At 49.5% G+C, this 23928-nt stretch carries 24 protein-coding genes; 14 read left to right on the plus strand and 10 right to left on the minus strand.

The annotated features are described in order from the left end of the window. The first annotated feature begins 84 nt into the window (after positions 1–84). A complete protein-coding gene (tkt, locus tag BEA93_RS00915; protein ID WP_105224367.1) occupies positions 85–2076 on the plus strand; it encodes a transketolase in 1992 nt (663 codons plus the stop codon). Between the two features lie 42 nt (positions 2077–2118). Here the strand turns inward: tkt and BEA93_RS00920 are convergent, their stop codons facing one another. Beyond that, on the minus strand, positions 2119–3027 hold the full coding sequence (locus tag BEA93_RS00920; RefSeq protein ID WP_105224366.1) for a prohibitin family protein: 909 nt from the start codon (positions 3025–3027) through the stop codon (positions 2119–2121). 378 nt (positions 3028–3405) lie between these two features. Between BEA93_RS00920 and cmtB the strand changes: the two genes are divergently transcribed. From cmtB to BEA93_RS00955, 6 genes are read left to right on the plus strand one after another with little or no spacing between them, the layout of a single operon-like run. Further along, on the plus strand, positions 3406–3849 hold the full coding sequence (cmtB, locus tag BEA93_RS00930) for a PTS mannitol transporter subunit IIA (RefSeq protein WP_001236708.1): 444 nt from the start codon (positions 3406–3408) through the stop codon (positions 3847–3849). A 27-nt stretch (positions 3850–3876) separates the two neighbouring features. Beyond that, positions 3877–5265: a PTS mannitol transporter subunit IICB gene (gene cmtA / locus BEA93_RS00935; RefSeq protein ID WP_105224365.1), complete on the plus strand. Its 1389-nt coding sequence runs from the start codon at positions 3877–3879 to the stop codon at positions 5263–5265. Between the two features lie 14 nt (positions 5266–5279). After that, positions 5280–6557: a zinc-binding dehydrogenase gene (locus BEA93_RS00940; protein ID WP_105224364.1), complete on the plus strand. Its 1278-nt coding sequence runs from the start codon at positions 5280–5282 to the stop codon at positions 6555–6557. Then, complete coding sequence (gene glpX, locus BEA93_RS00945) at positions 6554–7519, plus strand: class II fructose-bisphosphatase (protein WP_016249178.1); 966 nt, start codon at positions 6554–6556, stop codon at positions 7517–7519. Before BEA93_RS00940 ends, glpX begins: the two co-directional genes overlap by 4 nt. Positions 7520–7540: 21 nt before the next feature. Next, a complete protein-coding gene (gene fumE / locus BEA93_RS00950; RefSeq protein ID WP_001517047.1) occupies positions 7541–8050 on the plus strand; it encodes a fumarase E in 510 nt (169 codons plus the stop codon). Continuing rightward, on the plus strand, positions 8047–8760 hold the full coding sequence (locus tag BEA93_RS00955; RefSeq protein WP_016262520.1) for a nucleoside/nucleotide kinase family protein: 714 nt from the start codon (positions 8047–8049) through the stop codon (positions 8758–8760). The genes fumE and BEA93_RS00955 overlap by 4 nt, the downstream gene beginning before the upstream one ends. Here the strand turns inward: BEA93_RS00955 and BEA93_RS00960 are convergent. The 5 genes from BEA93_RS00960 to BEA93_RS00980 are packed head-to-tail and all read right to left on the minus strand — an operon-like array spanning position 8732 to position 11808. After that, a complete protein-coding gene (locus BEA93_RS00960; protein ID WP_061090721.1) occupies positions 8732–9409 on the minus strand; it encodes an ABC transporter ATP-binding protein in 678 nt (225 codons plus the stop codon). The genes BEA93_RS00955 and BEA93_RS00960 overlap by 29 nt on opposite strands. Beyond that, on the minus strand, positions 9403–10080 hold the full coding sequence (locus tag BEA93_RS00965) for an ABC transporter ATP-binding protein (protein WP_001517044.1): 678 nt from the start codon (positions 10078–10080) through the stop codon (positions 9403–9405). The genes BEA93_RS00960 and BEA93_RS00965 overlap by 7 nt, the downstream gene beginning before the upstream one ends. Beyond that, on the minus strand, positions 10068–10775 hold the full coding sequence (locus BEA93_RS00970) for an energy-coupling factor transporter transmembrane component T (RefSeq protein ID WP_105224363.1): 708 nt from the start codon (positions 10773–10775) through the stop codon (positions 10068–10070). Before BEA93_RS00970 ends, BEA93_RS00965 begins: the two co-directional genes overlap by 13 nt. Beyond that, positions 10776–11354, minus strand: coding sequence for an ECF transporter S component (locus BEA93_RS00975; protein ID WP_105224362.1), 579 nt, complete (start codon positions 11352–11354; stop codon positions 10776–10778). A gap of 22 nt (positions 11355–11376) precedes the next feature. Beyond that, a complete protein-coding gene (locus tag BEA93_RS00980; RefSeq protein WP_105224361.1) occupies positions 11377–11808 on the minus strand; it encodes a PPC domain-containing DNA-binding protein in 432 nt (143 codons plus the stop codon). A 371-nt stretch (positions 11809–12179) separates the two neighbouring features. Here BEA93_RS00980 and epd point away from each other — a divergent pair, with 371 nt between their 5' ends. From epd to mscS, 4 genes are all read left to right on the plus strand, one after another. Continuing rightward, complete coding sequence (gene epd, locus BEA93_RS00990; protein WP_105224360.1) at positions 12180–13199, plus strand: erythrose-4-phosphate dehydrogenase; 1020 nt, start codon at positions 12180–12182, stop codon at positions 13197–13199. A 49-nt stretch (positions 13200–13248) separates the two neighbouring features. Next, positions 13249–14412 carry a phosphoglycerate kinase gene (gene pgk, locus BEA93_RS00995; RefSeq protein ID WP_000111269.1) on the plus strand — a complete coding sequence of 388 codons (1164 nt, stop codon included), beginning with the start codon at positions 13249–13251 and terminating at the stop codon, positions 14410–14412. 91 nt (positions 14413–14503) lie between these two features. Then, positions 14504–15583: a class II fructose-bisphosphate aldolase gene (gene fbaA, locus BEA93_RS01000; protein ID WP_000034375.1), complete on the plus strand. Its 1080-nt coding sequence runs from the start codon at positions 14504–14506 to the stop codon at positions 15581–15583. A gap of 358 nt (positions 15584–15941) precedes the next feature. After that, positions 15942–16817 carry a small-conductance mechanosensitive channel MscS gene (gene mscS, locus BEA93_RS01005; RefSeq protein WP_000389807.1) on the plus strand — a complete coding sequence of 292 codons (876 nt, stop codon included), beginning with the start codon at positions 15942–15944 and terminating at the stop codon, positions 16815–16817. Between the two features lie 41 nt (positions 16818–16858). Here the strand turns inward: mscS and dctP are convergent, their stop codons facing one another. Both dctP and BEA93_RS01015 read right to left on the minus strand, forming a co-directional pair. Further along, positions 16859–17902, minus strand: coding sequence for a TRAP transporter substrate-binding protein DctP (gene dctP / locus BEA93_RS01010; protein WP_000142897.1), 1044 nt, complete (start codon positions 17900–17902; stop codon positions 16859–16861). A 54-nt stretch (positions 17903–17956) separates the two neighbouring features. Next, the gene (locus tag BEA93_RS01015; protein WP_105224359.1) at positions 17957–18886 is read right to left on the minus strand and encodes a hypothetical protein; all 930 of its coding nucleotides are present in this window, start codon (positions 18884–18886) and stop codon (positions 17957–17959) included. 214 nt (positions 18887–19100) lie between these two features. On the opposite strand from BEA93_RS01015, the gene argO reads away from it, so the two are divergent. From argO to srsR, 3 genes are all read left to right on the plus strand, one after another. Then, complete coding sequence (argO, locus tag BEA93_RS01020; RefSeq protein ID WP_000493344.1) at positions 19101–19736, plus strand: arginine exporter ArgO; 636 nt, start codon at positions 19101–19103, stop codon at positions 19734–19736. A gap of 92 nt (positions 19737–19828) precedes the next feature. Continuing rightward, positions 19829–20569, plus strand: coding sequence for an oxidative stress defense protein (locus tag BEA93_RS01025; protein WP_000669823.1), 741 nt, complete (start codon positions 19829–19831; stop codon positions 20567–20569). Positions 20570–20737: 168 nt separating this feature from the next. After that, entirely contained in the window at positions 20738–21634 is an 897-nt protein-coding gene (gene srsR, locus BEA93_RS01030; RefSeq protein ID WP_000350787.1) for a LysR family transcriptional regulator SrsR, read from the plus strand. Here srsR and scpC read toward each other — a convergent pair. Both scpC and scpB read right to left on the minus strand, forming a co-directional pair. Beyond that, entirely contained in the window at positions 21631–23109 is a 1479-nt protein-coding gene (scpC, locus tag BEA93_RS01035; RefSeq protein ID WP_000063070.1) for a propionyl-CoA:succinate CoA transferase, read from the minus strand. The genes srsR and scpC overlap by 4 nt on opposite strands. 25 nt (positions 23110–23134) lie before the next feature. Continuing rightward, the gene (gene scpB, locus BEA93_RS01040) at positions 23135–23920 is read right to left on the minus strand and encodes a methylmalonyl-CoA decarboxylase (RefSeq protein ID WP_000122073.1); all 786 of its coding nucleotides are present in this window, start codon (positions 23918–23920) and stop codon (positions 23135–23137) included. Between the last annotated feature and the right edge of the window lie 8 nt (positions 23921–23928).

Below are 23928 nucleotides of genomic sequence, written 5' to 3' on the forward strand. Positions count from 1 at the left end.
TTGGCAAATTTTCCGGCGTAGCCCAAAACGCGCTGTCGTCAAGTCGTTAAGGGCGTGCCCTTCATCATCCGATCTGGAGTCAAAATGTCCTCACGTAAAGAGCTTGCCAATGCTATTCGTGCGCTGAGCATGGACGCAGTACAGAAAGCCAAATCCGGTCACCCGGGCGCCCCGATGGGTATGGCTGACATTGCCGAAGTCCTGTGGCGTGATTTCCTGAAACACAACCCGCAGAATCCGTCCTGGGCTGACCGTGACCGCTTCGTGCTGTCCAACGGCCACGGCTCCATGCTGATCTACAGCCTGCTGCACCTCACTGGTTATGATCTGCCAATGGAAGAGCTGAAGAACTTCCGTCAGTTGCACTCCAAAACTCCGGGCCACCCGGAAGTGGGTTACACCGCAGGTGTAGAAACCACCACCGGTCCGTTGGGTCAGGGTATTGCTAACGCAGTCGGTATGGCGATTGCAGAAAAAACGCTGGCGGCGCAGTTTAACCGTCCAGGTCACGACATTGTCGACCACTACACCTACGCCTTCATGGGCGACGGCTGCATGATGGAAGGCATTTCCCACGAGGTTTGCTCTCTGGCGGGTACGCTGAAGCTGGGTAAACTGATTGCGTTCTACGATGACAACGGTATCTCTATCGATGGCCATGTTGAAGGCTGGTTCACCGATGACACTGCAATGCGTTTCGAAGCTTACGGCTGGCACGTAATCCGCGGTATTGACGGTCACGACGCTGCCGCTATTAAACGCGCAGTAGAAGAAGCGCGTGCAGTGACTGACAAACCGTCTCTGCTGATGTGCAAGACTATCATTGGTTTCGGTTCCCCGAACAAAGCCGGTACGCATGACTCCCACGGCGCGCCGCTGGGCGATGCGGAAATTGCACTGACTCGTGAGCAGCTAGGCTGGAAATACGCGCCGTTCGAAATCCCGTCTGAAATCTATGCTCAGTGGGATGCGAAAGAAGCCGGTCAGGCGAAAGAGTCTGCATGGAACGAGAAGTTTGCGGCTTACGCGAAAGCTTACCCGCAAGAAGCGGCTGAATTTACCCGTCGTATGAAAGGTGAAATGCCGTCTGACTTCGACGCGAAAGCGAAAGAGTTCATTGCTAAACTGCAGGCTAATCCGGCTAAAATTGCCAGCCGTAAAGCGTCTCAGAATGCCATCGAAGCATTCGGTCCGCTGTTGCCGGAATTCCTTGGCGGCTCCGCTGACCTGGCTCCGTCTAACCTGACCCTGTGGTCTGGCTCTAAGGCAATCAACGAAGATGCTGCCGGTAACTACATCCATTATGGTGTTCGCGAATTTGGTATGACCGCGATTGCCAACGGTATCTCCCTGCACGGTGGCTTCCTGCCGTACACCTCCACCTTCCTGATGTTCGTGGAATACGCACGTAACGCTGTACGTATGGCTGCACTGATGAAACAGCGTCAGGTGATGGTTTATACCCACGACTCCATCGGTCTGGGCGAAGACGGCCCGACTCACCAGCCGGTTGAGCAGGTTGCTTCTCTGCGCGTGACCCCGAACATGTCTACATGGCGTCCGTGTGACCAGGTTGAATCCGCCGTTGCGTGGAAATATGGCGTTGAGCGTCAGGACGGCCCGACCGCGCTGATCCTCTCCCGTCAGAACCTGGCGCAGCAGGAACGTACGGAAGAGCAACTGGCAAACATCGCGCGCGGTGGTTACGTGCTGAAAGATTGTGCCGGTCAACCGGAACTGATCTTCATCGCCACCGGTTCTGAAGTCGAGCTGGCGGTTGCAGCATACGAAAAACTGACTGCTGAAGGCGTGAAAGCGCGCGTAGTTTCCATGCCGTCTACCGACGTGTTCGACAAACAGGACGCGGCTTACCGTGAATCCGTACTGCCGAAAGCCGTCACCGCACGCGTTGCAGTGGAAGCAGGTATTGTTGACTACTGGTACAAGTATGTTGGCCTGAACGGTGCTATCGTCGGTATGACCACCTTTGGTGAATCTGCTCCGGCAGAGCAACTGTTCGAAGAGTTCGGCTTCACCGTTGAAAACGTGGTAGCGAAAGCGAAAGAACTGCTGTAATTAACACTATGGTGTGTGAAGAGCCGCAAATGCGGCTCTTTTTTATTTGGTTGAGATAAACGGAACGGTACTGCCAGGGATCATGGTATCGGGCAGTTTTCCGTCCCAGCGTTCGGCAGTGGTAAGGGCAACAAGCCCTGGGTTATCTCGCAGAGCTTCACCGCGCAGGCGGATAGCTTCTGCTTCAGCCCCACTTTTTAAACGAATAGTTTCTGCTTCTGCCGCGCCTCTTACGCGAATCGTCTCCGCTTCTGCTTTGGCTGCCGCCAGTTTACTTTCTGCTTCTGCCTGCGCCTGAGTTACCGCAATTTGTGCCTGGATTTTCTCTGTTTCCAGATTTTGTTTCCGTGTGGCAATGGCGACTTCCGCTTTCATACGATCTTCAATTGATTTTTCATAAGCGTCCGAAAAATCAATATTTTCAATCTGGACCCCGTCAATCACCACCGGACCAACAACGGCTTTGCGCATTGCATTTTGCAGATCCTGAACCAGTTTCGTGCGATCCTGTACAGCGCTGATGGCCGTATATTGACCGAAAACGTTCTCCAGTTGGGTTGGCAACTGGCGAACAATCAGGCGATCTTTTAATGCTTCAATGGTGTTGTAGGTGGTATAAACCGCACCTGCTTCCGAAGGCTTAATATGGAAACTGACTGACACAGTCATTTGTGCGGGTTGCTGGTCGCGGCTGTATGCCTGTAATCCCTGATAGACAACAGCCTGATTACGCGTGGAAATTTTCTCTACGCTTTCCATAAACGGGATCTTAAAACCCAGCCCCGGATCGGCAACTTTTACTATTTTTCCATAGCGCAACAAAATACCACGTTCACCTTCATTCACGGTGTAATACGACAGAAATGGCAGCACAATAACGGCAAGCACGCCAATGGCGATGGCAAGCGATTTTTGTGGGCGGAATGAGGTTATTGAAACAGGTGCTTTCATGTGAGTCTTCCTTGAGTAAAGTGTGGAAATATGTCACATGAGGTGAGAAGAAAACAGCCAACAGTCGAGAATTCAGAATCTATAAAGGGGGAATGGCGGAAAACCAACGAATGAAATAAGTATGTTTTCGAACATTCAATAAACAAATGGTGATATGCATCACGAATGTAATAACGTATAAAATATCTATTGTGTGACATACACAGCAAATATATAGTTGACTTGCGTAAAATTATTTTTATGTCATTGTTATTTAATACTTTGCTATTTTGGCTCGTGGAGTTTGTGCTCTCACGTGCACAATTGCTTTCATTAAGTCGCACGAGTATTTTATTTTTACCGCCGGACAGCACCCTAAAAATAAAATAAGGATAATTTATGCGGCTTATTGATTATTTCCCGGAATCATCAATCTCAGTTATATCTTCAGCAAAAGACTGGCAGGATGTTATCGATTTTTCGATGGCGTCATTGTTAGCAAAAAATTATATCAACGAGAATTACATTCAGTCTATTAAAGACTCAACTACCCGCAACGGGCCTTATTATATTCTCGCGCCGGGCGTAGCAATGCCCCATGCACGACCGGAATGTGGGGCGCTTAAAACCGGGATGTCACTGACATTACTCGAACAGCCAGTTTGTTTCCCCGGAAGTGATGAACCGATCAAATTACTCATCGGGCTTTCTGCTGCCGATGCTGATTCGCACATTGGTGCTATTCAGGCGTTAAGTGAATTACTGTGCGAAGAAGAAATACTCGAACAACTATTAACAGCAACATCAAAAAAACAATTAGCGGACATTATCAGCCGCGGATAATTACTCTCTCCTCTACAGGATAATATTATGGAAAACAAGTCTGCTCGTGCAAAGGTCCAGGCTTTTGGTGGCTTTTTGACTGCAATGGTCATCCCCAATATCGGTGCTTTCATTGCCTGGGGTTTTATTACTGCTTTATTTATTCCTACGGGTTGGATGCCTAACGAACACTTCGCCAAAATTGTTGGCCCCATGATTACCTATTTATTGCCCGTGATGATTGGTTCTACCGGTGGTCATCTGGTCGGCGGTAAACGCGGTGCGGTCATGGGGGGAATAGGGACGATTGGTGTGATCGTCGGTGCGGATATTCCGATGTTTCTCGGTTCGATGATCATGGGGCCGTTAGGTGGTCTGGTCATAAAATATGTTGATAAAGCACTGGAAAAACGCATACCTGCTGGTTTTGAGATGGTTATCAATAACTTCTCATTAGGTATTGCCGGGATGATCCTCTGCCTGTTGGGCTTTGAAGTCATCGGTCCGGCAGTGTTAATTGCCAATACTTTCGTCAAAGAGTGTATTGAGGCGCTGGTACATGCGGGTTATCTACCTCTGCTGTCAGTCATCAATGAACCGGCAAAAGTGCTTTTCCTTAATAATGCGATCGAGCAGGGCGTCTATTACCCGTTGGGAATGCAGCAGGCATCGGTTAACGGTAAATCTATCTTCTTTATGGTGGCGTCCAATCCTGGGCCGGGTTTAGGCTTGCTGCTGGCATTCACTCTGTTTGGTAAAGGGATGAGCAAACGCTCTGCGCCTGGTGCGATGATTATTCACTTCCTCGGTGGCATCCACGAGCTGTATTTTCCGTATGTATTGATGAAGCCGTTGACCATTATCGCCATGATTGCAGGCGGTATGTCTGGCACCTGGATGTTCAATTTGCTGGATGGCGGCCTGGTGGCAGGTCCTAGCCCGGGTTCTATTTTTGCTTATCTGGCACTGACGCCGAAAGGCTCGTTCCTGGCGACAATTGCCGGTGTTACGGTCGGTACTCTGGTGTCCTTTGTCATCACATCCCTGATACTGAAGATGGAAAAAACGGTGGAAACGGAGAGCGAAGATGAGTTCACCGAGTCAGCCAATGCGGTAAAAGCTATGAAGCAGGAAGGTGCATTTTCATTAAGTCGTGTGAAACGTATTGCCTTTGTTTGTGATGCGGGAATGGGCTCCAGCGCAATGGGGGCAACCACCTTCCGCAAACGTCTGGAAAAAGCCGGACTGACCATTGAAGTAAAACATTACGCCATAGAAAACGTGCCTTCGGATGCTGATATCGTCGTCACTCACGCCAGTCTGGAAGGACGAGTGAAACGTGTGACGGATAAACCGCTGATATTGATTAATAACTACATTGGCGATCCAAAACTCGACACTTTATTTAATCAATTAACCGCCGAACATAAAAACTGATTGCAGAGGTAAAAATGAAAACCAAAGTTGCTGCTATTTATGGCAAGCGGGATATCCGTCTGCGTGAATTTGAGTTACCCGAAATTACTGATAATGAACTGCTGGTCAGTGTAATTTCTGATAGTGTTTGTTTATCCACCTGGAAAGCGGCGTTGCTTGGTAGCGAACATAAACGGGTGCCGGACGATTTAGAAAATCACCCGGCGATCACCGGGCATGAATGTGCCGGAGTCATTGTTGAAGTGGGTAAAAATCTTACCGACAAATATAAAAAAGGTCAGCGATTTGTTTTACAGCCTGCGATGGGGTTACCCAGCGGATATTCTGCGGGATACAGCTACGAATATTTTGGTGGTAATGCCACCTATATGATTATTCCTGAAATCGCGATTAATTTAGGCTGCGTATTACCGTATCACGGCTCTTATTTTGCTGCGGCGTCTCTGGCGGAGCCGATGTGCTGCATTATTGGCGCTTATCATGCTAATTATCACACTGCGCAATATGTTTATGAGCATCGAATGGGCGTCAAATCTGGCGGCAATATTGCGCTACTGGCGTGTGCTGGCCCGATGGGAATTGGCGCTATCGATTACGCCATTAACGGCGGCATTCAACCATCACGGGTGGTAGTGGTCGACATCGATGAAAAACGGCTGGCACAAGTACAGAAGCTGCTGCCGGTGGAGATGGCGGCCAGCAAAGGGATTGAGCTGGTATACGTGAATACCAAAGGGATGAGCGATCCGGTACAGATGCTGCGGTCGCTGACAGGAGATGTCGGGTTCGATGATGTTTTTGTCTATGCGGCGGTGCCTTCGGTCGTTGAGATGGCTGATGAATTGCTGGCGGAAGATGGTTGTCTGAACTTCTTTGCCGGGCCAACGGATAAAAACTTCAAAGTGCCGTTTAACTTTTACAACGTGCATTACAACAGCACTCACGTCGTTGGGACGTCCGGTGGTTCTACGGATGATATGAAAGAGGCGATTGCCCTTAGCGCCACGGGGCAGTTGCAGCCGTCGTTTATGGTGACCCATATTGGTGGCCTGGATGCGGTGCCAGAAACCGTACTCAATTTGCCGGATATTCCCGGCGGTAAAAAACTCATTTATAACGGCGTCACCATGCCGCTGACCGCCATTGCCGATTTTGCCGAAAAAGGGAAAACAGATCCGCTGTTTAAAGAGTTGGCGCGACGGGTTGAGGAAACGCACGGCATCTGGAATGAACAGGCCGAGAAATATCTGCTGGCACAATTTGGCGTTGATATCGGGGAGGCAGCGCAATGATGTCCCTTGCGTGGCCATTATTTCGCGTTACGGAACAGGCCGCGTTGGCTGCCTGGCCGCAAACCGGATGTGGCGACAAAAATAAAATTGATGGCCTGGCGGTTACCGCGATGCGTCAGGCATTAAACGACGTCGCTTTTCGTGGGAGAGTGGTTATCGGTGAGGGGGAAATTGACCATGCGCCGATGCTGTGGATTGGCGAAGAGGTTGGCAAAGGTGATGGGCCAGAAGTCGATATCGCGGTTGATCCGATTGAAGGCACCCGGATGGTGGCGATGGGGCAGAGTAATGCCCTGGCAGTAATGGCCTTCGCCCCACGAGATAGCCTGTTACACGCGCCCGATATGTATATGAAAAAACTGGTCGTTAACCGACTGGCTGCAGGAGTGATTAATCTGTCTTTGCCCCTGACGGATAACTTGCGCAATGTGGCAAAAGCATTGGGCAAACCATTGGATCGATTACGCATGGTTACGCTGGATAAACCCCGTCTTCATGCCGCGATTGAAGAAGCGACGCAACTGGGCGTGAAAGTATTCGCCCTGCCGGATGGCGATGTTGCTGCCAGTGTGCTGACTTGCTGGCAGGATAATCCTTACGACGTGATGTACACCATCGGTGGTGCGCCAGAAGGCGTTATTTCTGCCTGTGCAGTCAAAGCGTTAGGTGGAGATATGCAGGCAGAGCTTATTGATTTTTGTCAGGCCAAAGGTGATTACACGGAAAATCGGCAGATTGCACAACAGGAGCGCCAGCGTTGCAAGGAAATGGGGGTTGAGGTCAACCGTGTGTACTCGCTCGACGAACTGGTGAGAGATAAAAATATCCTCTTTAGCGCCACGGGTGTGACGGGCGGAGAGCTGGTGAACGGTATACAACAGACGGCGAATGGGGTGCGGACGCAGACATTACTGATCGGTGGCGCAGACCAAACGTGTAATATAATAGACTCCCTGCATTGATGGTGATCTATCGGAAGACGAATGGCGACGCTGACAGAAGATGATGTGCTTGAGCAACTGGATGCACAGGACAATTTATTGTCATTTATGAAAACTGCGCATGCCATTTTGCTCCAGGGGATACGCCAGTTTCTGCCGTCGCTGTTTGTCGATAACGATGAAGAGATCGTGGAATATGCAGTGAAGCCGTTGCTCGCCCAAAGCGGCCCGCTTGACGATATTGATGTTGCGCTGCGTTTGATTTATGCGCTGGGGAAAATGGATAAATGGCTGTACGCCGATATTACGCACTTTTCTCAATTCTGGCATTACCTGAACGAGCAGAATGAAACGCCCGGATTTGTCGATGACATTACCTGGGATTTTATCAGCAACGTTAATAGCATAACCCGTAATACTTCCCTCTATGATGCGTTGAAAGCGATGAAGTTCGCTGATTTCGCGGTCTGGTCAGAGGCGCGTTTTAGCGGAATGGTCAAAACGGCGCTGACGCTGGCAGTAACGACAACTTTAAAGGAATTAACGCCGTGAAAATCGAACTGACGGTGAATGGACTAAAGGTACAGGCGCAGTACTCTGATGATGAAATTGAAAATGTACATAAACCGCTACTGCGTATGCTGGCGGCCTTACAGGCGGTAAACCCGCAGCGGCGTACGGTGGTATTTCTGAGTGCTCCACCAGGGACGGGTAAATCTACCTTAACTACCTTCTGGGAATATCTCGCACAACAAGATCCCGAATTACCCGCTATTCAGACGCTCCCGATGGATGGTTTTCACCATTACAACATCTGGCTGGATGAGCATCAGCTTCGCCCTTATAAAGGCGCGCCGCAAACGTTTGACGTGGCGAAACTGGCGGAAAATCTGCGTCAGGCCGTGCAAGGCGACTGTACGTGGCCGCAGTATGATCGACAAAAACATGATCCGGTAGAAGATGCGTTGCACGTTACCGCGCCGCTGGTCATCGTCGAAGGAAACTGGCTATTGCTGGATGACGAGCAGTGGCGCACGTTAGCGCAATTTTGTGATTTCTCGATATTTATCAACGCGCCCGCATCTGCGTTACGGGAACGACTGGTGGGGCGCAAGTTGGCGGGGGGATTATCGCAGGCAGATGCTGAAGCTTTTTATGAACGTACCGACGGGCCGAATGTTCGTCGGGTGCTGGAACAGAGTCGGCCTGCAAATTTGACCTTAATGATGACGCCTAACGGTGAATACTGTCTGGCAGATTGACCTCCCTCACTACACCACCTTCCAGTCGCATGACGCGAGAAAAATGACGCCGGGTAAATGCGGCGTCATGACTGATTGCCACCACACTCGTGCCACGAAGGCGGCACTTTTCCAGCCAACTTTCAAATACTGCCAGCCATTGGGCATCAAAATCCCGGCTCGGTTCGTCAAGTAATAACAGCGGCGGGGCGAGAGCTTCCAGGCAGGCGACGGCCACCATCCGTCGCTGGGCGCTATGCAGATCTAACGGATGAGCGCTGGCAACATCTGTTAACTGACAGCATTGCAGGACAGCGTCGGTGCGTTGAGCAATTTCATCAGTTGGGCATTTTTGCAGTTTCAAACCAAATGCGATCTCTTCCGCGACGGTACTGTGAAATAACTGGTTTTCCGCTTCCTGAAACAGCACACCAATGTTTGCCGCGCGTTGGCGGTTCTTGAGTGTATGTAGCGCCAGATGTTGCAACATTACCGTGCCGGACGAAGGGGGTAGAAGACCCGCCATGATACGCAACAGGGTCGATTTTCCCGCGCCATTGTCGCCGGTCAGCGCCAGCCATTCACCTTTTTTGAGTTGTAGAGAAATGTTGCAAAGACAATACGTTGCTGCGTCAGGCCAGCGATAAGTTACCTGATTTAACGTTAACATAATGGCTGGAGTGCTCCGTTTTGCAGTTGCCACGCTTGCTGGCAGTAGTTCAGGAAAGGTGTTTGATGGCGTTCAAAAAGAATAATCAGCGAATCACGTTTCAACGCCCAGTGTTGTAAGCGCTGCAACAGCATTTCGCTGGCCTGCGACGTCAGTCGGCTAAAGGCTTCGTCGAGAATTAAAATCTTAGGTTGCATCGCGATAGCACAAGCGATGACCACGCGTTGGGTTTCCCCGCCGGAGAGTGTTGCCGGATGGCGATGACGCAATGGCTGGCACCCGGTCAGAGTCAGAGCGGCGTCAATACGCGCCATAATCTCTGCTTCAGCAAGACACAGATTTTCTGGCCCAAACGCGACTTCTTCTTCCACGTTGAAGGTACAGCCAGAAAGCTGCAAGTAGGGGGATTGCTGGACGAGTTGAATGGTCGCAGATTGTTCGTTGAGTGAGCGTTGCCCAATGGGCGTATCGAGGAGCATTCCCGTACCTGCTATGTCACCCGGCAAGAAGTCGGGATACCACCCCGCCATCAGTTGCGCCAGCGTGCTTTTGCCACTGCCGTTGTCCCCAAAGATGGCGATCATCCCCGGTTCGTCATAGTAAAAGTCATAACAGAACGGAGGAATTGTTGAGTGTGTCGGGCAATAGCGAAACTGTTCTAACGTAACCATATCCACGCTCCGAATTCTGCCAGCATCAGCAAGATCATGGTGTAACGCGCCACTTTTTCCAGGTTACTGTCAGGTGGTGCCCACAGCGTAGTGCGCCGGTTGTGGAGTCGAAATGCCCGCATATCCAGCGCCGCGCCGCGGATCGCCAGATCGTTAAGCGCATTATGAGTTAGCGGAATAATTAACGCGGGCATCGCACGTAAACGTTGATACCAGCCTTCATCCAGCGGCACGCCGCGAGCGCGTTGTGCTTCATAAATAATCGCTAATTGTCGTTTTAACTGCTCAACGACCAATAACGGCCCGGCAAACAGATAAGCGACGCCCGGCGGCAGGCGAGAAGCAAACAAAGCGCGGATAAAACCTTGCACGGGGACGAATTGCATCCACAACTGTGAAGTTGAAACAATAGCCAGAATACGCAACCAGAGCGTAATGGCATGTGCCCACCGTTCTGGAGAGCGTGGCGCGTCACTTATCCATTCTGTCAGCCAGCCACCGTGCACCAGCCACAGACCGACGCCCAGCGAAAACATCAGCCAGGTGACATATTTTGCCCGCCGCCGCGCGGCCTTTAGCGCGATAAGGCAGAAAAAGGTCGCCGCGCTATAGATCGGCAAAATGGTCTGCGCGGGCAGGATAAGCGTGGTGCAGGCAGCCAGCGCCCACAACGTTAATGAGGTAAACGGATGCATTTAGCGCACGGCGGCCATCATTGGAAAATGGCGTGTGGTGCGAATCGGTAGTTGTCGCAGTAAAAGCCAGACAATCACCGCTGTGAGAATTTTATCGACCAGGTTAGCGCCTATCACCGTAATCGCCACTGATTCCACCAGGTTTTGCCCCATTGAATGTATCCAGGCGACGAACAAATCCGCTCCGCTACCGGTTACTCCGCCAAACAAGGCTGTACGCAGCGGCACGGCAACAATTGTCACCGCAAGAGTAATAATCACCCCGCTGACAATGACTTTCGGCAGAGTACGGAACCAACCCGCTCGCGCCAGCCAACCCGTGACCAGACCGATGACCATCGCCACGGGGGCAAAAGCGGCGGCGATCGGGTCAGTCAGTAACCCCCAGAGTAAATTGGTCAGTAAGCCGGTCAGCATACCGATCACTGGACCAAGCAGTACCGCGCTAATAAGCGTGCCGATGGAGTCGAGAAAAATAGGCAATTTGACTATGCTGGCCAGTTGACCGCCGATCATATTGATGGCGATAGAGATAACGATCAGCACCAAAGCCTGACTGGAAAAGTGGCGACGCGCCATAAGAAAACCTCTCTAAAGGGTGTTATTTAACAGGGGAAATATGCAACTCGTCGTAACCAGAAAGCGCGCAAGGCTGGCGACTGAATGCCAGTTCTTCCAGGCTACCGATCACCAGTTCAAGGGTGGTGCGCACGGTACAGCCAGGCATCATATGACCGCCGAGCATTGCGCCGTGCGGGTCTGAAATGCAGAGATGAAGATGTTCACCTGTCTGTTCCAGTGTGCCGTTCAGTGCGATTACTTCAAACTTACCGTTAAGATGGGTGGTGTTTTCTTGCCCGGCATAGCGTAAGGCGACGTCAGTCAGACTGCCGGTACAACCCGCAATCCACGCGGCGTGAAGTTGTTGCTGTCGCGCGAAGGCGCGTAATTGAGAGAAAACTTCCTGATCGGGAAGCAGGCGCAGCGCGTAAAAGCGCGCAGTTGAAGAATAAAGGTGGGGCAATGTCATCATTGAAGTACTCCGAAACTCGGACGTATTGCGGATGATATCGACGCGACATCAGTCATATTCTGATATAAATCAGGGTTTATGACGGCACAGCGAAAAGATTTTGCTACGCTTATTCGTGATTCTGCAAAGTGGAATAATTCCTGGCATACCATGGCCAAAAACGTGACGTAAGTCAGATAATTGTCTTCTTTGACTGGACAATCATTCCTTTTATTCCGCGTTTCGCTTATCCTAGCTGAAGCGTTTCAGTCGATTAAATGTTCGACAATTAACCAATCAGTCGCAATTTGCGACAGGTAAGGTTTTCCCGAACGATTTGCTGGACTACTCTGTCTGGCAAATTTGCTTTGAGAAAGCCTTGCAGGAGACCTATGACCGTACGCGTAGCGATAAATGGCTTCGGTCGCATCGGGCGTAATGTGGTTCGTGCTATGTATGAATCCGGACGCCGGGCGGAAATCACCGTGGTGGCAATCAACGAACTGGCGGATGCTGCGGGCATGGCGCATTTGTTGAAATATGACACCAGTCATGGCCGTTTTGCATGGGAAGTGCGTCAGGAACGCGATCAACTTTTTGTTGGTGATGACGCCATCCGCGTATTGCATGAACGTTCACTGCAATCGCTCCCCTGGCGTGAACTTGGCGTCGATGTGGTGCTCGATTGCACCGGCGTGTATGGCACCCGCGAGCATGGCGAAGCGCATATTGCCGCCGGGGCCCAAAAAGTGCTCTTTTCACATCCTGGCAGCAACGATCTCGACGCAACTATTGTTTATGGCGTCAATCAGGATCAACTTCGCGCGGAACACCGCATTGTTTCTAACGCTTCCTGTACCACGAATTGCATAATTCCCGTCATCAAATTGTTAGATGATGCGTACGGCATTGAGTCCGGCACTGTGACCACAATTCACTCCGCCATGCACGATCAGCAGGTTATTGATGCGTACCATCCCGACCTGCGCCGCACTCGGGCCGCCAGTCAGTCGATCATCCCGGTCGATACTAAACTGGCCGCCGGTATCACGCGTTTTTTCCCGCAGTTTAACGATCGCTTTGAAGCGATTGCGGTACGTGTGCCAACCATTAATGTGACGGCAATCGACCTGAGCGTGACGGTGAAGAAACCTGTAAAAGCCAATGAAGTCAACCAGTTGTTGCAAAAGGCAGCACAAGGTGCATTTCATGGTATAGTTGACTATACGGAATTGCCGTTGGTCTCTGTAGATTTTAACCACGACCCGCACAGTGCCATTGTCGATGGCACCCAAACCCGGGTCAGTGGCGCACACCTGATCAAAACGTTGGTCTGGTGCGATAACGAATGGGGCTTTGCTAACCGAATGATCGACACGACGTTAGCAATGGCCGCTGTTGCTTTCAGGTAAGACGCAAGCAGCGTCTGCAAAACTTTTAGAATCAACGAGAGGATTCACCATGTCTGTAATTAAGATGACCGATCTGGATCTTGCTGGGAAACGTGTATTTATCCGTGCGGATCTGAACGTACCAGTAAAAGACGGGAAAGTAACCAGCGACGCACGTATCCGTGCTTCTCTGCCGACCATTGAACTGGCCCTGAAACAAGGCGCGAAAGTGATGGTAACTTCCCACCTGGGTCGTCCTACCGAAGGCGAGTACAACGAAGAATTCTCTCTGCTGCCGGTTGTTAACTACCTGAAAGACAAACTGTCTAACCCGGTTCGTCTGGTTAAAGATTACCTCGACGGCGTTGACGTTGCTGAAGGTGAACTGGTTGTACTGGAAAACGTTCGCTTCAACAAAGGCGAGAAGAAAGACGACGAAACCCTGTCCAAAAAATATGCTGCACTGTGTGACGTATTCGTAATGGACGCATTCGGTACTGCTCACCGCGCGCAGGCTTCTACTCATGGTATCGGTAAATTTGCTGACGTTGCGTGCGCAGGCCCGCTGCTGGCGGCTGAACTTGACGCGCTGGGTAAAGCACTGAAAGAACCTGCTCGTCCGATGGTGGCTATCGTTGGTGGTTCTAAAGTTTCTACCAAACTGACCGTTCTGGATTCCCTGTCTAAAATCGCTGACCAGTTGATCGTTGGTGGTGGTATCGCAAACACCTTTATCGCGGCACAAGGCCACGATGTAGGTAAATCTCTGTACGAAGCAGACCTGGTTGACGAAGCAAAACGTCTGCTGACCACCTGCAACATCCCGGTTCCGTCTGATGTTCGCGTAGCAACTGAGTTCTCTGAAACTGCTCCGGCTACCCTGAAATCTGTTAACGACGTGAAAGCTGACGAGCAGATCCTGGATATCGGTGATGCTTCCGCACAGGAACTGGCTGAAATCCTGAAGAATGCGAAAACTATTCTGTGGAACGGCCCGGTTGGCGTGTTCGAATTCCCGAACTTCCGCAAAGGTACTGAAATCGTGGCTAACGCTATCGCAGATAGCGAAGCGTTCTCCATCGCTGGCGGCGGCGACACTCTGGCAGCAATCGACCTGTTCGGCATTGCTGACAAAATCTCCTACATCTCCACTGGTGGCGGCGCATTCCTTGAATTCGTAGAAGGTAAAGTACTGCCTGCAGTAGCGATGCTCGAAGAGCGCGCTAAGAAGTAAAAAATCACAGGGCAGGGAAACCTGCCCTTGTTTCAGCGCGCTCATGTAGCACGCACTTTTTCTCAAGCCCGACGATACAGGACAAAGAAACATGTCTAAGATTTTTGATTTCGTAAAACCTGGCGTAATCACTGGTGATGACGTACAGAAAGTTTTCCAGGTAGCAAAAGAAAATAACTTCGCACTGCCAGCAGTAAACTGCGTCGGTACTGACTCCATCAACGCCGTACTGGAAACCGCTGCTAAAGTTAAAGCGCCGGTTATCGTTCAGTTCTCCAACGGCGGTGCTTCCTTTATCGCTGGTAAAGGCGTGAAATCTGATGTTCCGCAGGGGGCTGCAATCCTGGGCGCTATCTCTGGTGCGCATCACGTACACCAGATGGCTGAACACTATGGTGTTCCTGTAATCCTGCACACTGACCACTGCGCGAAGAAACTGCTGCCGTGGATTGACGGTCTGCTGGACGCAGGTGAAAAACACTTCGCAGCTACCGGTAAGCCGCTGTTCTCTTCTCATATGATCGACCTGTCTGAAGAATCTCTGCAAGAGAACATCGAAATCTGCTCTAAATACCTGGAGCGCATGTCCAAAATCGGTATGACTCTGGAAATCGAACTGGGTTGCACTGGTGGTGAAGAAGACGGTGTGGACAACAGCCACATGGACGCTTCTGCACTGTACACCCAGCCGGAAGACGTTGATTACGCATACACCGAGCTGAGCAAAATCAGCCCGCGTTTCACCATCGCGGCTTCCTTCGGTAACGTACACGGCGTTTACAAGCCGGGTAACGTGGTTCTGACCCCGACTATCTTGCGTGATTCTCAGGAATATGTTTCTAAGAAACACAACCTGCCGCACAACAGCCTGAACTTCGTATTCCACGGCGGTTCCGGTTCTACTGCTCAGGAAATCAAAGACTCCGTAAGCTACGGCGTAGTGAAAATGAACATCGATACCGATACCCAATGGGCAACCTGGGAAGGTGTTCTGAACTACTACAAAGAAAACGAAGCTTACCTGCAGGGTCAATTGGGCAACCCGAAAGGCGAAGATCAGCCGAACAAGAAATACTACGATCCGCGCGTATGGCTGCGTGCTGGTCAGACTTCGATGATCGCTCGTCTGGAAAAAGCATTCCAGGAACTGAACGCAATCGACGTTCTGTAAGATATTCCTTTCTGCTTATCTCAAGGCCCGCTCTGCGGGTCTTTTTTTCGCCAAAAGCAAAATTGCCTGATGCGCTACGCTTATCAGGCCTACACGTATCCTGCAATATATTGAATTTGCAGGTTTTTGTTGGCCGGATAAGGCGTTCACGCCGCATCCGGCATGACAAAGCGCACATTGTCATATGTCTGAGCCCCACTCTGCGGGGCTTTTTTTCGCCAAAAGCAAGGTGATGTACTTAAGAAATTTGTGATCTATTTGGCAAAATTATACTTTATTGTTTACCCTTGTCAGACTGCCCGTCATAAGGCGGCGGAGTGTATTTCTCCATTTTGAGTCAGTTGAAAAGGAATATTGAATGGAAGATTTGAATGTTGTCGATAGCATACACGGTGCAGGTTCCTGGTTGGTGAATAATCAGGCGCTGTTGCTGAGTTATGCTGTAAACATCGTGGCGGCTCTCGCGATTATCATCATTGGTTTGATTGTCGCGCGGATGATTTCCAATGCGGTGAATCGCCTGATGATCTCCCGTAAAATTGATGCCACCGTTGCTGATTTTCTTTCTGCATTAGTCCGTTACGCAGTTATTGCCTTTACGCTAATTGCTGCACTGGGTCGCGTGGGCGTACAAACCGCATCGGTTATCGCCGTACTGGGTGCCGCAGGTTTAGCTGTAGGTTTGGCGTTGCAGGGTTCGCTGTCTAACCTGGCCGCTGGCGTGTTGCTGGTAATGTTCCGCCCGTTCCGTGCCGGTGAATATGTTGACCTCGGCGGTGTTGCCGGTACTGTGCAGAGCGTGCAGATTTTCTCTACGACTATGCGCACCGCAGACGGTAAAATTATCGTTATTCCGAACGGTAAAATTATTGCCGGTAATATTATTAACTTCTCTCGCGAGCCGGCGCGCCGTAACGAATTTATTATTGGCGTGGCGTATGATTCTGATATCGATCAGGTTAAGCAGATCCTGACTGATATTATTCAGTCCGAAGATCGTATTTTAAAAGATCGTGAAATTACCGTGCGCCTGCATGAACTTGGCGCATCCTCGGTTAATTTTATCGTTCGTGCCTGGAGCAACAGCGGTGATCTGCAAAACGTGTACTGGGACGTGCTGGAACGTATTAAACGCGAGTTTGATGCTGCTGGTATCAGCTTCCCATATCCGCAAATGGATGTGAACTTCAAGCGGGTGAAAGAGAATAAAGAGAGCGATGCGGTAACGCGTTAATCATGTAAAGCGCCCATAAGATTCATGGGCGCACTAACAATTCAATGGATTGTTCTATCAAGAAGATTGGCAACTTTTTGCATCACTTCCCTGGCATTGTCTATACCTTCAGCTTTCTGCTTTGCTACCCACTGAGCTTGTTCTTGCTGATAACCAATCGCTTTCCGCCAGGCCTCCAGTTCTGCTTTTGTCAGATAGCGAACATGTGTGCCTTCCTGTTCAAGCGTTTTTACCATGTTGATCAGATTGTTATCTAATGCCTGGCCCAGCGCCTTCTGGGTTGTAATAGCAGCTCGCTGAATCGCCTCGCGATCTTGAGTACTGAGGCTTTCCCAGGTGTGTTTATTCATCGTCAAAAGATAAACATGGCCGAGCCAGAGCGAAGGAGAGAGCAACACATTCGGCGCAGCACGTTCAGCATGGATGTCATACCCGCTATCGAGATTGACCATTAAGCCATCGAGTTTCCCGTCGCGGAGTGCTGTCGTAATTTGCTCATTCCACGGTAAGGTTACGGTTTTTGCTCCTGTATTAACTAAATAAGCCCGATGCCAGAAACTGGCTGTTCGCCAGGAAGTTCCCTGAAGAGCGGTTAATTTCATAATGGGTTTGGTAGAAAAAAAGCCTACCGGATAGCCAAGGAAAAATTGTAAGTTCACGACATTGTTACGCTCAATTTCAGCGTTAAGTTCGGGAATTTCTGCATATACGCGACGAAAGAATTCTACCTGACTGGCTCCATGCTCCGGGCCAATAGCAAAGCTCTTGAATATTTGATGAAGCGGTAATTGTTTCGCTGTGTATTCTGGCACCACTATACCCATATCAGCTTTGCTGCCATCACTTATCGTCGCCAGTGCGTCATAGCTGATGGCGATTTCACCGTTCCAGTGAGGTTCAATTTTCAAACGTCCTTGTGACTCTTTTCCAATTTCTGCAAATAATACCTCTTTAATGAGTTGTGTACGCATTCCACCATAAGGTTCATGATCGGTATAGCGAAGTATTTTTTCAGCAGCAATGTTGGGGAAAGATACCAGAAGTAACCCTGATATCAGAGAAAATAAAAAGTGTTTGAATGTCATATCAGTTCCTTCTGTAATTTTGTTGGTCGTCGTTAATATTAAAAGCAGTGAACTTTAACAACTAAAATCAAACTTCATATTTTTAAAGTCCAGCCAGACATTACCTGTGCCAAAATTATACCCGCCGAAATACTCTTCAAACTCAATATAATAAGGCGACATTCCGTCTGGTATAGGCTGCACGAGCGCCATCGAACCACCGAGATGATCGGGCAGATGTGCGCTATGCCACTGGAGAGGTTCACATTTGCTCTTTCCCTCTGCATCTTTAGAAAAATAATGAATGGACTGATATTCCGTATCATTTCTTTCTGAGGGGCTAATTCCCGCATTAGGATCAAAAGCGCGCGGCTCGCATGAAATCGCCAGATTGAACGCCAGCGACTGCTCAGGAATGGTGCCCAATTTACGGTAAATAAAATTGCTTTCAGGCGTATCTTTTGGTCTGACGTTAGCCTGAAAATAACTAAATGCACTGCCAATAGTCATCCATTCTGGCGTATCTTGCTGGTCGCGATAGTGGTCAGGTATAAGTTCAGGTGGCTCGCAAAATGGGCCGTTGAACTCGTACTGGGTTAGTAAAATTACCGCATAAGAACAACCTAATATATCTGCCATCCGAAATAGCCGTGGATGTCGTTGCTTTTCTGCCAGCCAAAAAACATAAAGATTTGGATCTTCTGGGGGCGTGCAGGATTCAAAATTTTCAAACACATCCAATATTTCTTCTGTACACGGAGTTCCGCCATCGTTGTGTTCTGGCGCAACTGCAAAGAAAGATAACGCGACAACCTCTGGTCCATAAATCCGATAGTCCTCTGGCAATAGTAGGGTAAATCCATGATTCAATGGGAAACCATTATTTGGATCCAGCGGCCACTGTTCGGGTGTTATGCCTGGTGGTAGTCCAAAGCACCAACCTTGTTGTCGCGGCATATTTTCGCGGATAGGGTAGGGGAGCAGAGTGAGATCATATGATTGCATTGTGTTAGTCCTTTACAACGCGAGCAGGGAAGCGAGTCATAACGTCGTTTACGCCATGGGGAATGTTGAGATTGTTATTCTAAAATCAGTCACCGAGTAGAATTATTTAAATTAATATTAAAATTATTTATATGCTATTAGAATTATCAATTTTATCTAATAACAATCCCGCGCTATAGTCTCTGCATCAGGTAATCAACTCGGAATTTTTAACGTGTTTTCTTATTATTTTCAAGGTCTTGCGCTTGGTGCGGCTATGATCCTGCCGCTCGGTCCGCAAAATGCTTTTGTGATGAATCAGGGCATTCGCCGTCAGTACCACATAATGATTGCCTTACTTTGTGCAATCAGCGATTTAGTCCTGATTTGCGCCGGGATTTTTGGTGGTAGCGCGTTACTGATGCAGTCTCCGTGGTTATTGGCATTAGTGACCTGGGGTGGTGTTGCCTTTTTGTTGTGGTATGGCTTTGGCGCTTTTAAAACTGCGATGGGCAGTAATATTGAACTGGCGAGTGCCGAAGTGATGAAACAGGGGCGATGGAAAATTATCGCCACCATGCTGGCGGTGACCTGGCTGAATCCGCATGTCTATCTGGATACCTTTGTGGTACTGGGCAGCCTGGGCGGTCAACTTGATCCTGACCCAAAACGTTGGTTTGCATTCGGGACGATTAGCGCCTCTTTCCTGTGGTTTTTTGGCCTGGCGTTATTAGCCGCCTGGCTGGCACCGCGTTTGCGTACCGCCAAAGCGCAGCGCATTATCAATTTCGTGGTGGGCTGCGTGATGTGGTTTATCGCTCTACAACTGGCGAAAGAGGGGATTGCCCATGCACAAGCCTTGTTCAGTTAGGTGCTATCTGATGGAAAATTAAAACAGAGACGCTAAGCTTGCCTCCAGAGGTCCTGAATTTTGGGCAAGTCAATTAACACGGAGAGACTAACGTGAAGTTCAAAGTTATCGCCCTGGCGGCATTGATGGGTTTCAGCGGAATGGCAGTACAGGCCAATGAACTACCGGATGGTCCGCATATTGTCACTTCAGGAACAGCAAGCGTGGATGCGGTGCCAGACATTGCCACCCTTGCGATTGAAGTCAACGTGGCAGCGAAGGATGCCGCGACCGCCAAGAAGCAGGCGGATGAGCGTGTGGCGCAATATATCTCTTTCCTTGAACTCAATCAGATCGCGAAAAAAGATATCAGCTCTGCAAATTTACGCACCCAGCCTGATTACGATTACCAGGATGGTAAAAGTATTCTGAAAGGCTACCGGGCGGTGAGAACGGTGGAAGTAACGCTTCGTCAGTTAGACAAACTGAATTCTTTGCTGGATGGCGCGCTGAAGGCCGGGCTTAACGAAATTCGTTCTGTTTCCTTGGGTGTGGCGCAACCTGATGCCTATAAAGATAAAGCGCGTAAGGCGGCGATTGATAATGCGATTCATCAGGCACAGGAGCTGGCGAACGGCTTTAATCGCAAGCTGGGTCCGGTATATAGCGTGCGCTACCATGTTTCCAACTATCAGCCCAGCCCGATGGTTCGAATGATGAAAGCTGATGCCGCGCCGGTTTCCACTCAGGAAACTTACGAGCAGGCTGCTATTCAGTTTGATGATCAGGTTGATGTGGTCTTCCAGTTAGAACCTGTTGATCAGCAACCAGCAAAAACACCTACCGCACAATAATACTTTTAGCCCGACGCCTTTGTCGGGCTAATGTCTTCACCTGATATCGCCTCCTTTTTCTGTAATTTTCTGTAAAACCATGATGCAATCACCTATCTTTGCACGCGATTTCATCAAAGATTGAATAACTGAAACGGTTAAGCGGACAGTGATGTTTGGGGAGAGGGTATGGATATTTTTATTTCAAAAAAGATGCGCAATTTTATTTTATTAGCGCAAACTAATAATATTGCCCGGGCAGCAGAAAAAATACATATGACGGCGTCGCCGTTCGGCAAAAGTATTGCCGCGCTGGAGGAGCAAATTGGTTATACATTGTTTACCCGTAAAGATAACAATATTAGTCTTAATAAAGCTGGACAGGAACTTTATCAAAAACTTTTTCCGGTTTACCAACGAATTTCTGCTATTGATAATGAAATTCATAATTCCGGGCGTCGTTCTCGTGAAATTGTAATTGGTATAGATAATACCTATCCGACGATTATTTTTGATCAGCTAATCAGCCTTGGTGACAAATATGAAGGGGTGACAGCCCAGCCGGTTGAGTTTAGCGAAAATGGGGTTATTGATAATCTCTTCCACCACCAGTTTGATTTTATTATCTCTCCGCAGCATGTCTCCGGGCGTGTAAAGGGGTTGGAGAGCCTGACTATCAGCGAACTTTCGCCGCTGCGACTGGGGTTTCTCGTTTCTCGCCGTTTTGAAGAACGCCAGGAGCAGGAGTTATTACAGGAGCTGCCGTGGTTACAGATGCGCTTTCAGAACCGCGCTAACTATGAAGCGATGATTGATGCGAACATGCGTCCTTGTGGGATTAATCCAACAATCATTTATCGTCCCTACAGTTTTATGGCCAAAATAAGCGCCGTTGAGCGCGGACATTTCCTGACAGTCATTCCACATTTTGCCTGGCGGTTGGTGAACCCGGCAACGCTGAAATATTTTGATGCGCCGCATACGCCAATGTATATGCAGGAATACCTCTATTCACTGAAAAACCATCGCTATACCGCCACGATGCTACAGCAAATTTCTGAAGATCGTGACGGTACGAGCAATTAACTCAGCATCGAGCCAGTTTCGATCAAGTTACGATGCAGATCGAAAACGTGGCTAAGATCGTGGTGAATATGCCCACCAGGTGCATTTTCCAGATAGTGATGCAGATAGTCACGGTACATGGGATGGGCACAGTTATCGATGATAGCGCGTGCGCGCTGAAGTGGGGAGAGGCCGCGCAGGTCGGCAATCCCTTGTTCAGTGATGATCACTTTCACGCTGTGTTCGCTGTGATCGACATGGCTACACATTGGCACGATAGTTGATATCTTGCCTTCTTTGGCGATCGACGGTGCCATAAAGATCGACAGGTAAGCATTGCGTTCAAAATCGCCGCTGCCGCCGATACCGTTCATCAAATTAACTCCGGCAACATGCGTTGAGTTGGCATGTCCGTAAATATCAAACTCCAGACCCACGTTCAGAGCGATAACACCAAGGCGGCGGATAATTTCCGGGTTATTGGAAATCTCCTGCGGACGTAACACAATGCGGCTGGAGAAGTAGTCCATATTGTCGTAAATCTTACGCAGTGAATCGGCAGAGATTGTCAGACTGGAGGCGCTGGCACCGGTGATTTTGCCGGTTTCCAGAAGATGAACCACCGATTCCTGTAGCACTTCCGAATACATCATAAACGGTGGAATATCCGGGTTATCTCCGAGACGTGCCATTACCGCATTATTGATGTTGCCAACCCCACTTTGCAATGGCAAAAACTCCGGTGGAATACGCCCCTGTGCCATTTCACGTAACAGAAAGGTGACTACATTGTCAGCGATTTGCTGGCACATGGGATTTTGCTTATCCAGGATATTACCTGCATCAGGTAAGTTGGTTTCCACGACCGCAACAATCTTTTTCGGATCAATGTGCACATAACGAGTACCGACGCGATCCATTGCATGGAAGATCGAAACGCTATTGCGCCGCGGTGGTGCTCCTGGAATCACAATATCTGCCAGTTCCGCAACGCGCGGATCGTGATAGTGATTGAGTTCAATGATCACTTTCTTTGCCTGCAGTAACCAGGTCGGCGCGTTACCGATCCCACTGGTCAACCAGACACGTCCATCCGGTGCGATCTCTGAAGCTTCAATTACCGCAACATCAATGTCACCGAAGAAGCCGTAGTTGACCATTTGCGCTACTTCGCTCAAATGTAGATCAACAAAACTGACCGCACCCTGATTGATCTTTTTGCGTAATCCAGATGATGTTTGATACGGAGCGCGCCACGAAACAGCGTCAGCTTCAGAGAGTACATCATCGGCGGCGGCGCTAATTGACGCTCCGGTTAGCAGGCGAATTTGGTACGGTTTTTTCGCCTCATGCTGTTCATTGGCACGACGGGCAATAGCAGCAGGCAGGGCTTTAGGTGAACCCGCAGGGGTAAAGCCGCTGAATGCCACCATATCGTTGTGCCGGATAATTTCCGCCGCTTCATCGGCGGTCATCCTTGCCCAGGTCATACTCATCCTTTACTCCTTTGTTCGCAGATCATTAATGACCGACGAAATTAGGTTTACGTTTTTCCAGGAAGGCGTTCATACCTTCCTGATAATCCTCGCTGTCATAAACCTCCCGGCGCATCCCCTGAATACGTTCAAACTCATCTGAATTCATGGTGTGTGCTTCGCCCAACACGCGCAGTTCTTCCTTGATTACCGCAATCGCCAGCGGTGCTTTTTCGGAAATGTGGTGAGCCATTTGTAAGGTGAAATCTTCCAGCTCGTTGATGTCAACAACGTGGTTGAGAATGCCAACAGCCAGCGCGCGTTGGGCTGTGATTGGCGAAGCGGTAAAAATCAGCTCTTTGACAATGTGGAAACCCGCGTCACGGGTCAGGTTGTGAATGCCGACCAGGTTATATGGGACGCCGAGGTTAACTGGCGTCATTGAGAAGGTGGAGGTGCTGGCGGCGATGATCAGATCGGAACTCATGATCATTTCAAATGCGCCTCCCCAGACGCTCCCTTCAACCATCGAAATTACCGGTTTGGGGCATTTTTGGATCATGCGGGTGATTTGGCGTAGCGGATCATCGTAGGAGAGTGGATCGCGGCCGCCTGATGGCAGTTCATGAATATCGTGACCTGCGGAGAACACTTTGGAACCACTCGGGGCACGCAGAATGATACAACGGATTTCCGGACGGTTGAGATCGCTTAATGCCTGGAGCAGGTCATCAATAAAGACTTTACTTAATGCATTGAGTTTGCGGCCATAGTTAAACTCAATTACCGCAACTTTGTTGATGGTGACAACATTAACATACTGATAAGACATAAAAATTC

The sequence above is a fragment of the Escherichia sp. MOD1-EC5950 genome (genome assembly GCF_002965345.1).
Classification (GTDB): domain Bacteria; phylum Pseudomonadota; class Gammaproteobacteria; order Enterobacterales; family Enterobacteriaceae; genus Escherichia; species Escherichia marmotae.

What these genes read in the sequence shown, in the direction of transcription:
- dctP (WP_000142897.1), bottom strand. Translation starts at nt 17,902, where the DNA reads ATGACATTCAAACACTTTTTATTTTCTCTGATATCAGGGTTACTTCTG.
- BEA93_RS00940 (WP_105224364.1), top strand. Translation starts at nt 5,280, where the DNA reads ATGAAAACCAAAGTTGCTGCTATTTATGGCAAGCGGGATATCCGTCTG.
- fbaA (WP_000034375.1), top strand. Translation starts at nt 14,504, where the DNA reads ATGTCTAAGATTTTTGATTTCGTAAAACCTGGCGTAATCACTGGTGAT.
- BEA93_RS00975 (WP_105224362.1), bottom strand. Translation starts at nt 11,354, where the DNA reads ATGGCGCGTCGCCACTTTTCCAGTCAGGCTTTGGTGCTGATCGTTATC.
- fumE (WP_001517047.1), top strand. Translation starts at nt 7,541, where the DNA reads ATGGCGACGCTGACAGAAGATGATGTGCTTGAGCAACTGGATGCACAG.
- cmtB (WP_001236708.1), top strand. Translation starts at nt 3,406, where the DNA reads ATGCGGCTTATTGATTATTTCCCGGAATCATCAATCTCAGTTATATCT.
- BEA93_RS00970 (WP_105224363.1), bottom strand. Translation starts at nt 10,775, where the DNA reads ATGCATCCGTTTACCTCATTAACGTTGTGGGCGCTGGCTGCCTGCACC.
- BEA93_RS00980 (WP_105224361.1), bottom strand. Translation starts at nt 11,808, where the DNA reads ATGATGACATTGCCCCACCTTTATTCTTCAACTGCGCGCTTTTACGCG.
- BEA93_RS00965 (WP_001517044.1), bottom strand. Translation starts at nt 10,080, where the DNA reads ATGGTTACGTTAGAACAGTTTCGCTATTGCCCGACACACTCAACAATT.
- BEA93_RS01015 (WP_105224359.1), bottom strand. Translation starts at nt 18,886, where the DNA reads ATGCAATCATATGATCTCACTCTGCTCCCCTACCCTATCCGCGAAAAT.
- BEA93_RS00960 (WP_061090721.1), bottom strand. Translation starts at nt 9,409, where the DNA reads ATGTTAACGTTAAATCAGGTAACTTATCGCTGGCCTGACGCAGCAACG.
- glpX (WP_016249178.1), top strand. Translation starts at nt 6,554, where the DNA reads ATGATGTCCCTTGCGTGGCCATTATTTCGCGTTACGGAACAGGCCGCG.
- cmtA (WP_105224365.1), top strand. Translation starts at nt 3,877, where the DNA reads ATGGAAAACAAGTCTGCTCGTGCAAAGGTCCAGGCTTTTGGTGGCTTT.
- pgk (WP_000111269.1), top strand. Translation starts at nt 13,249, where the DNA reads ATGTCTGTAATTAAGATGACCGATCTGGATCTTGCTGGGAAACGTGTA.
- tkt (WP_105224367.1), top strand. Translation starts at nt 85, where the DNA reads ATGTCCTCACGTAAAGAGCTTGCCAATGCTATTCGTGCGCTGAGCATG.
- srsR (WP_000350787.1), top strand. Translation starts at nt 20,738, where the DNA reads ATGGATATTTTTATTTCAAAAAAGATGCGCAATTTTATTTTATTAGCG.
- epd (WP_105224360.1), top strand. Translation starts at nt 12,180, where the DNA reads ATGACCGTACGCGTAGCGATAAATGGCTTCGGTCGCATCGGGCGTAAT.
- scpC (WP_000063070.1), bottom strand. Translation starts at nt 23,109, where the DNA reads ATGAGTATGACCTGGGCAAGGATGACCGCCGATGAAGCGGCGGAAATT.
- BEA93_RS00920 (WP_105224366.1), bottom strand. Translation starts at nt 3,027, where the DNA reads ATGAAAGCACCTGTTTCAATAACCTCATTCCGCCCACAAAAATCGCTT.
- scpB (WP_000122073.1), bottom strand. Translation starts at nt 23,920, where the DNA reads ATGTCTTATCAGTATGTTAATGTTGTCACCATCAACAAAGTTGCGGTA.
- mscS (WP_000389807.1), top strand. Translation starts at nt 15,942, where the DNA reads ATGGAAGATTTGAATGTTGTCGATAGCATACACGGTGCAGGTTCCTGG.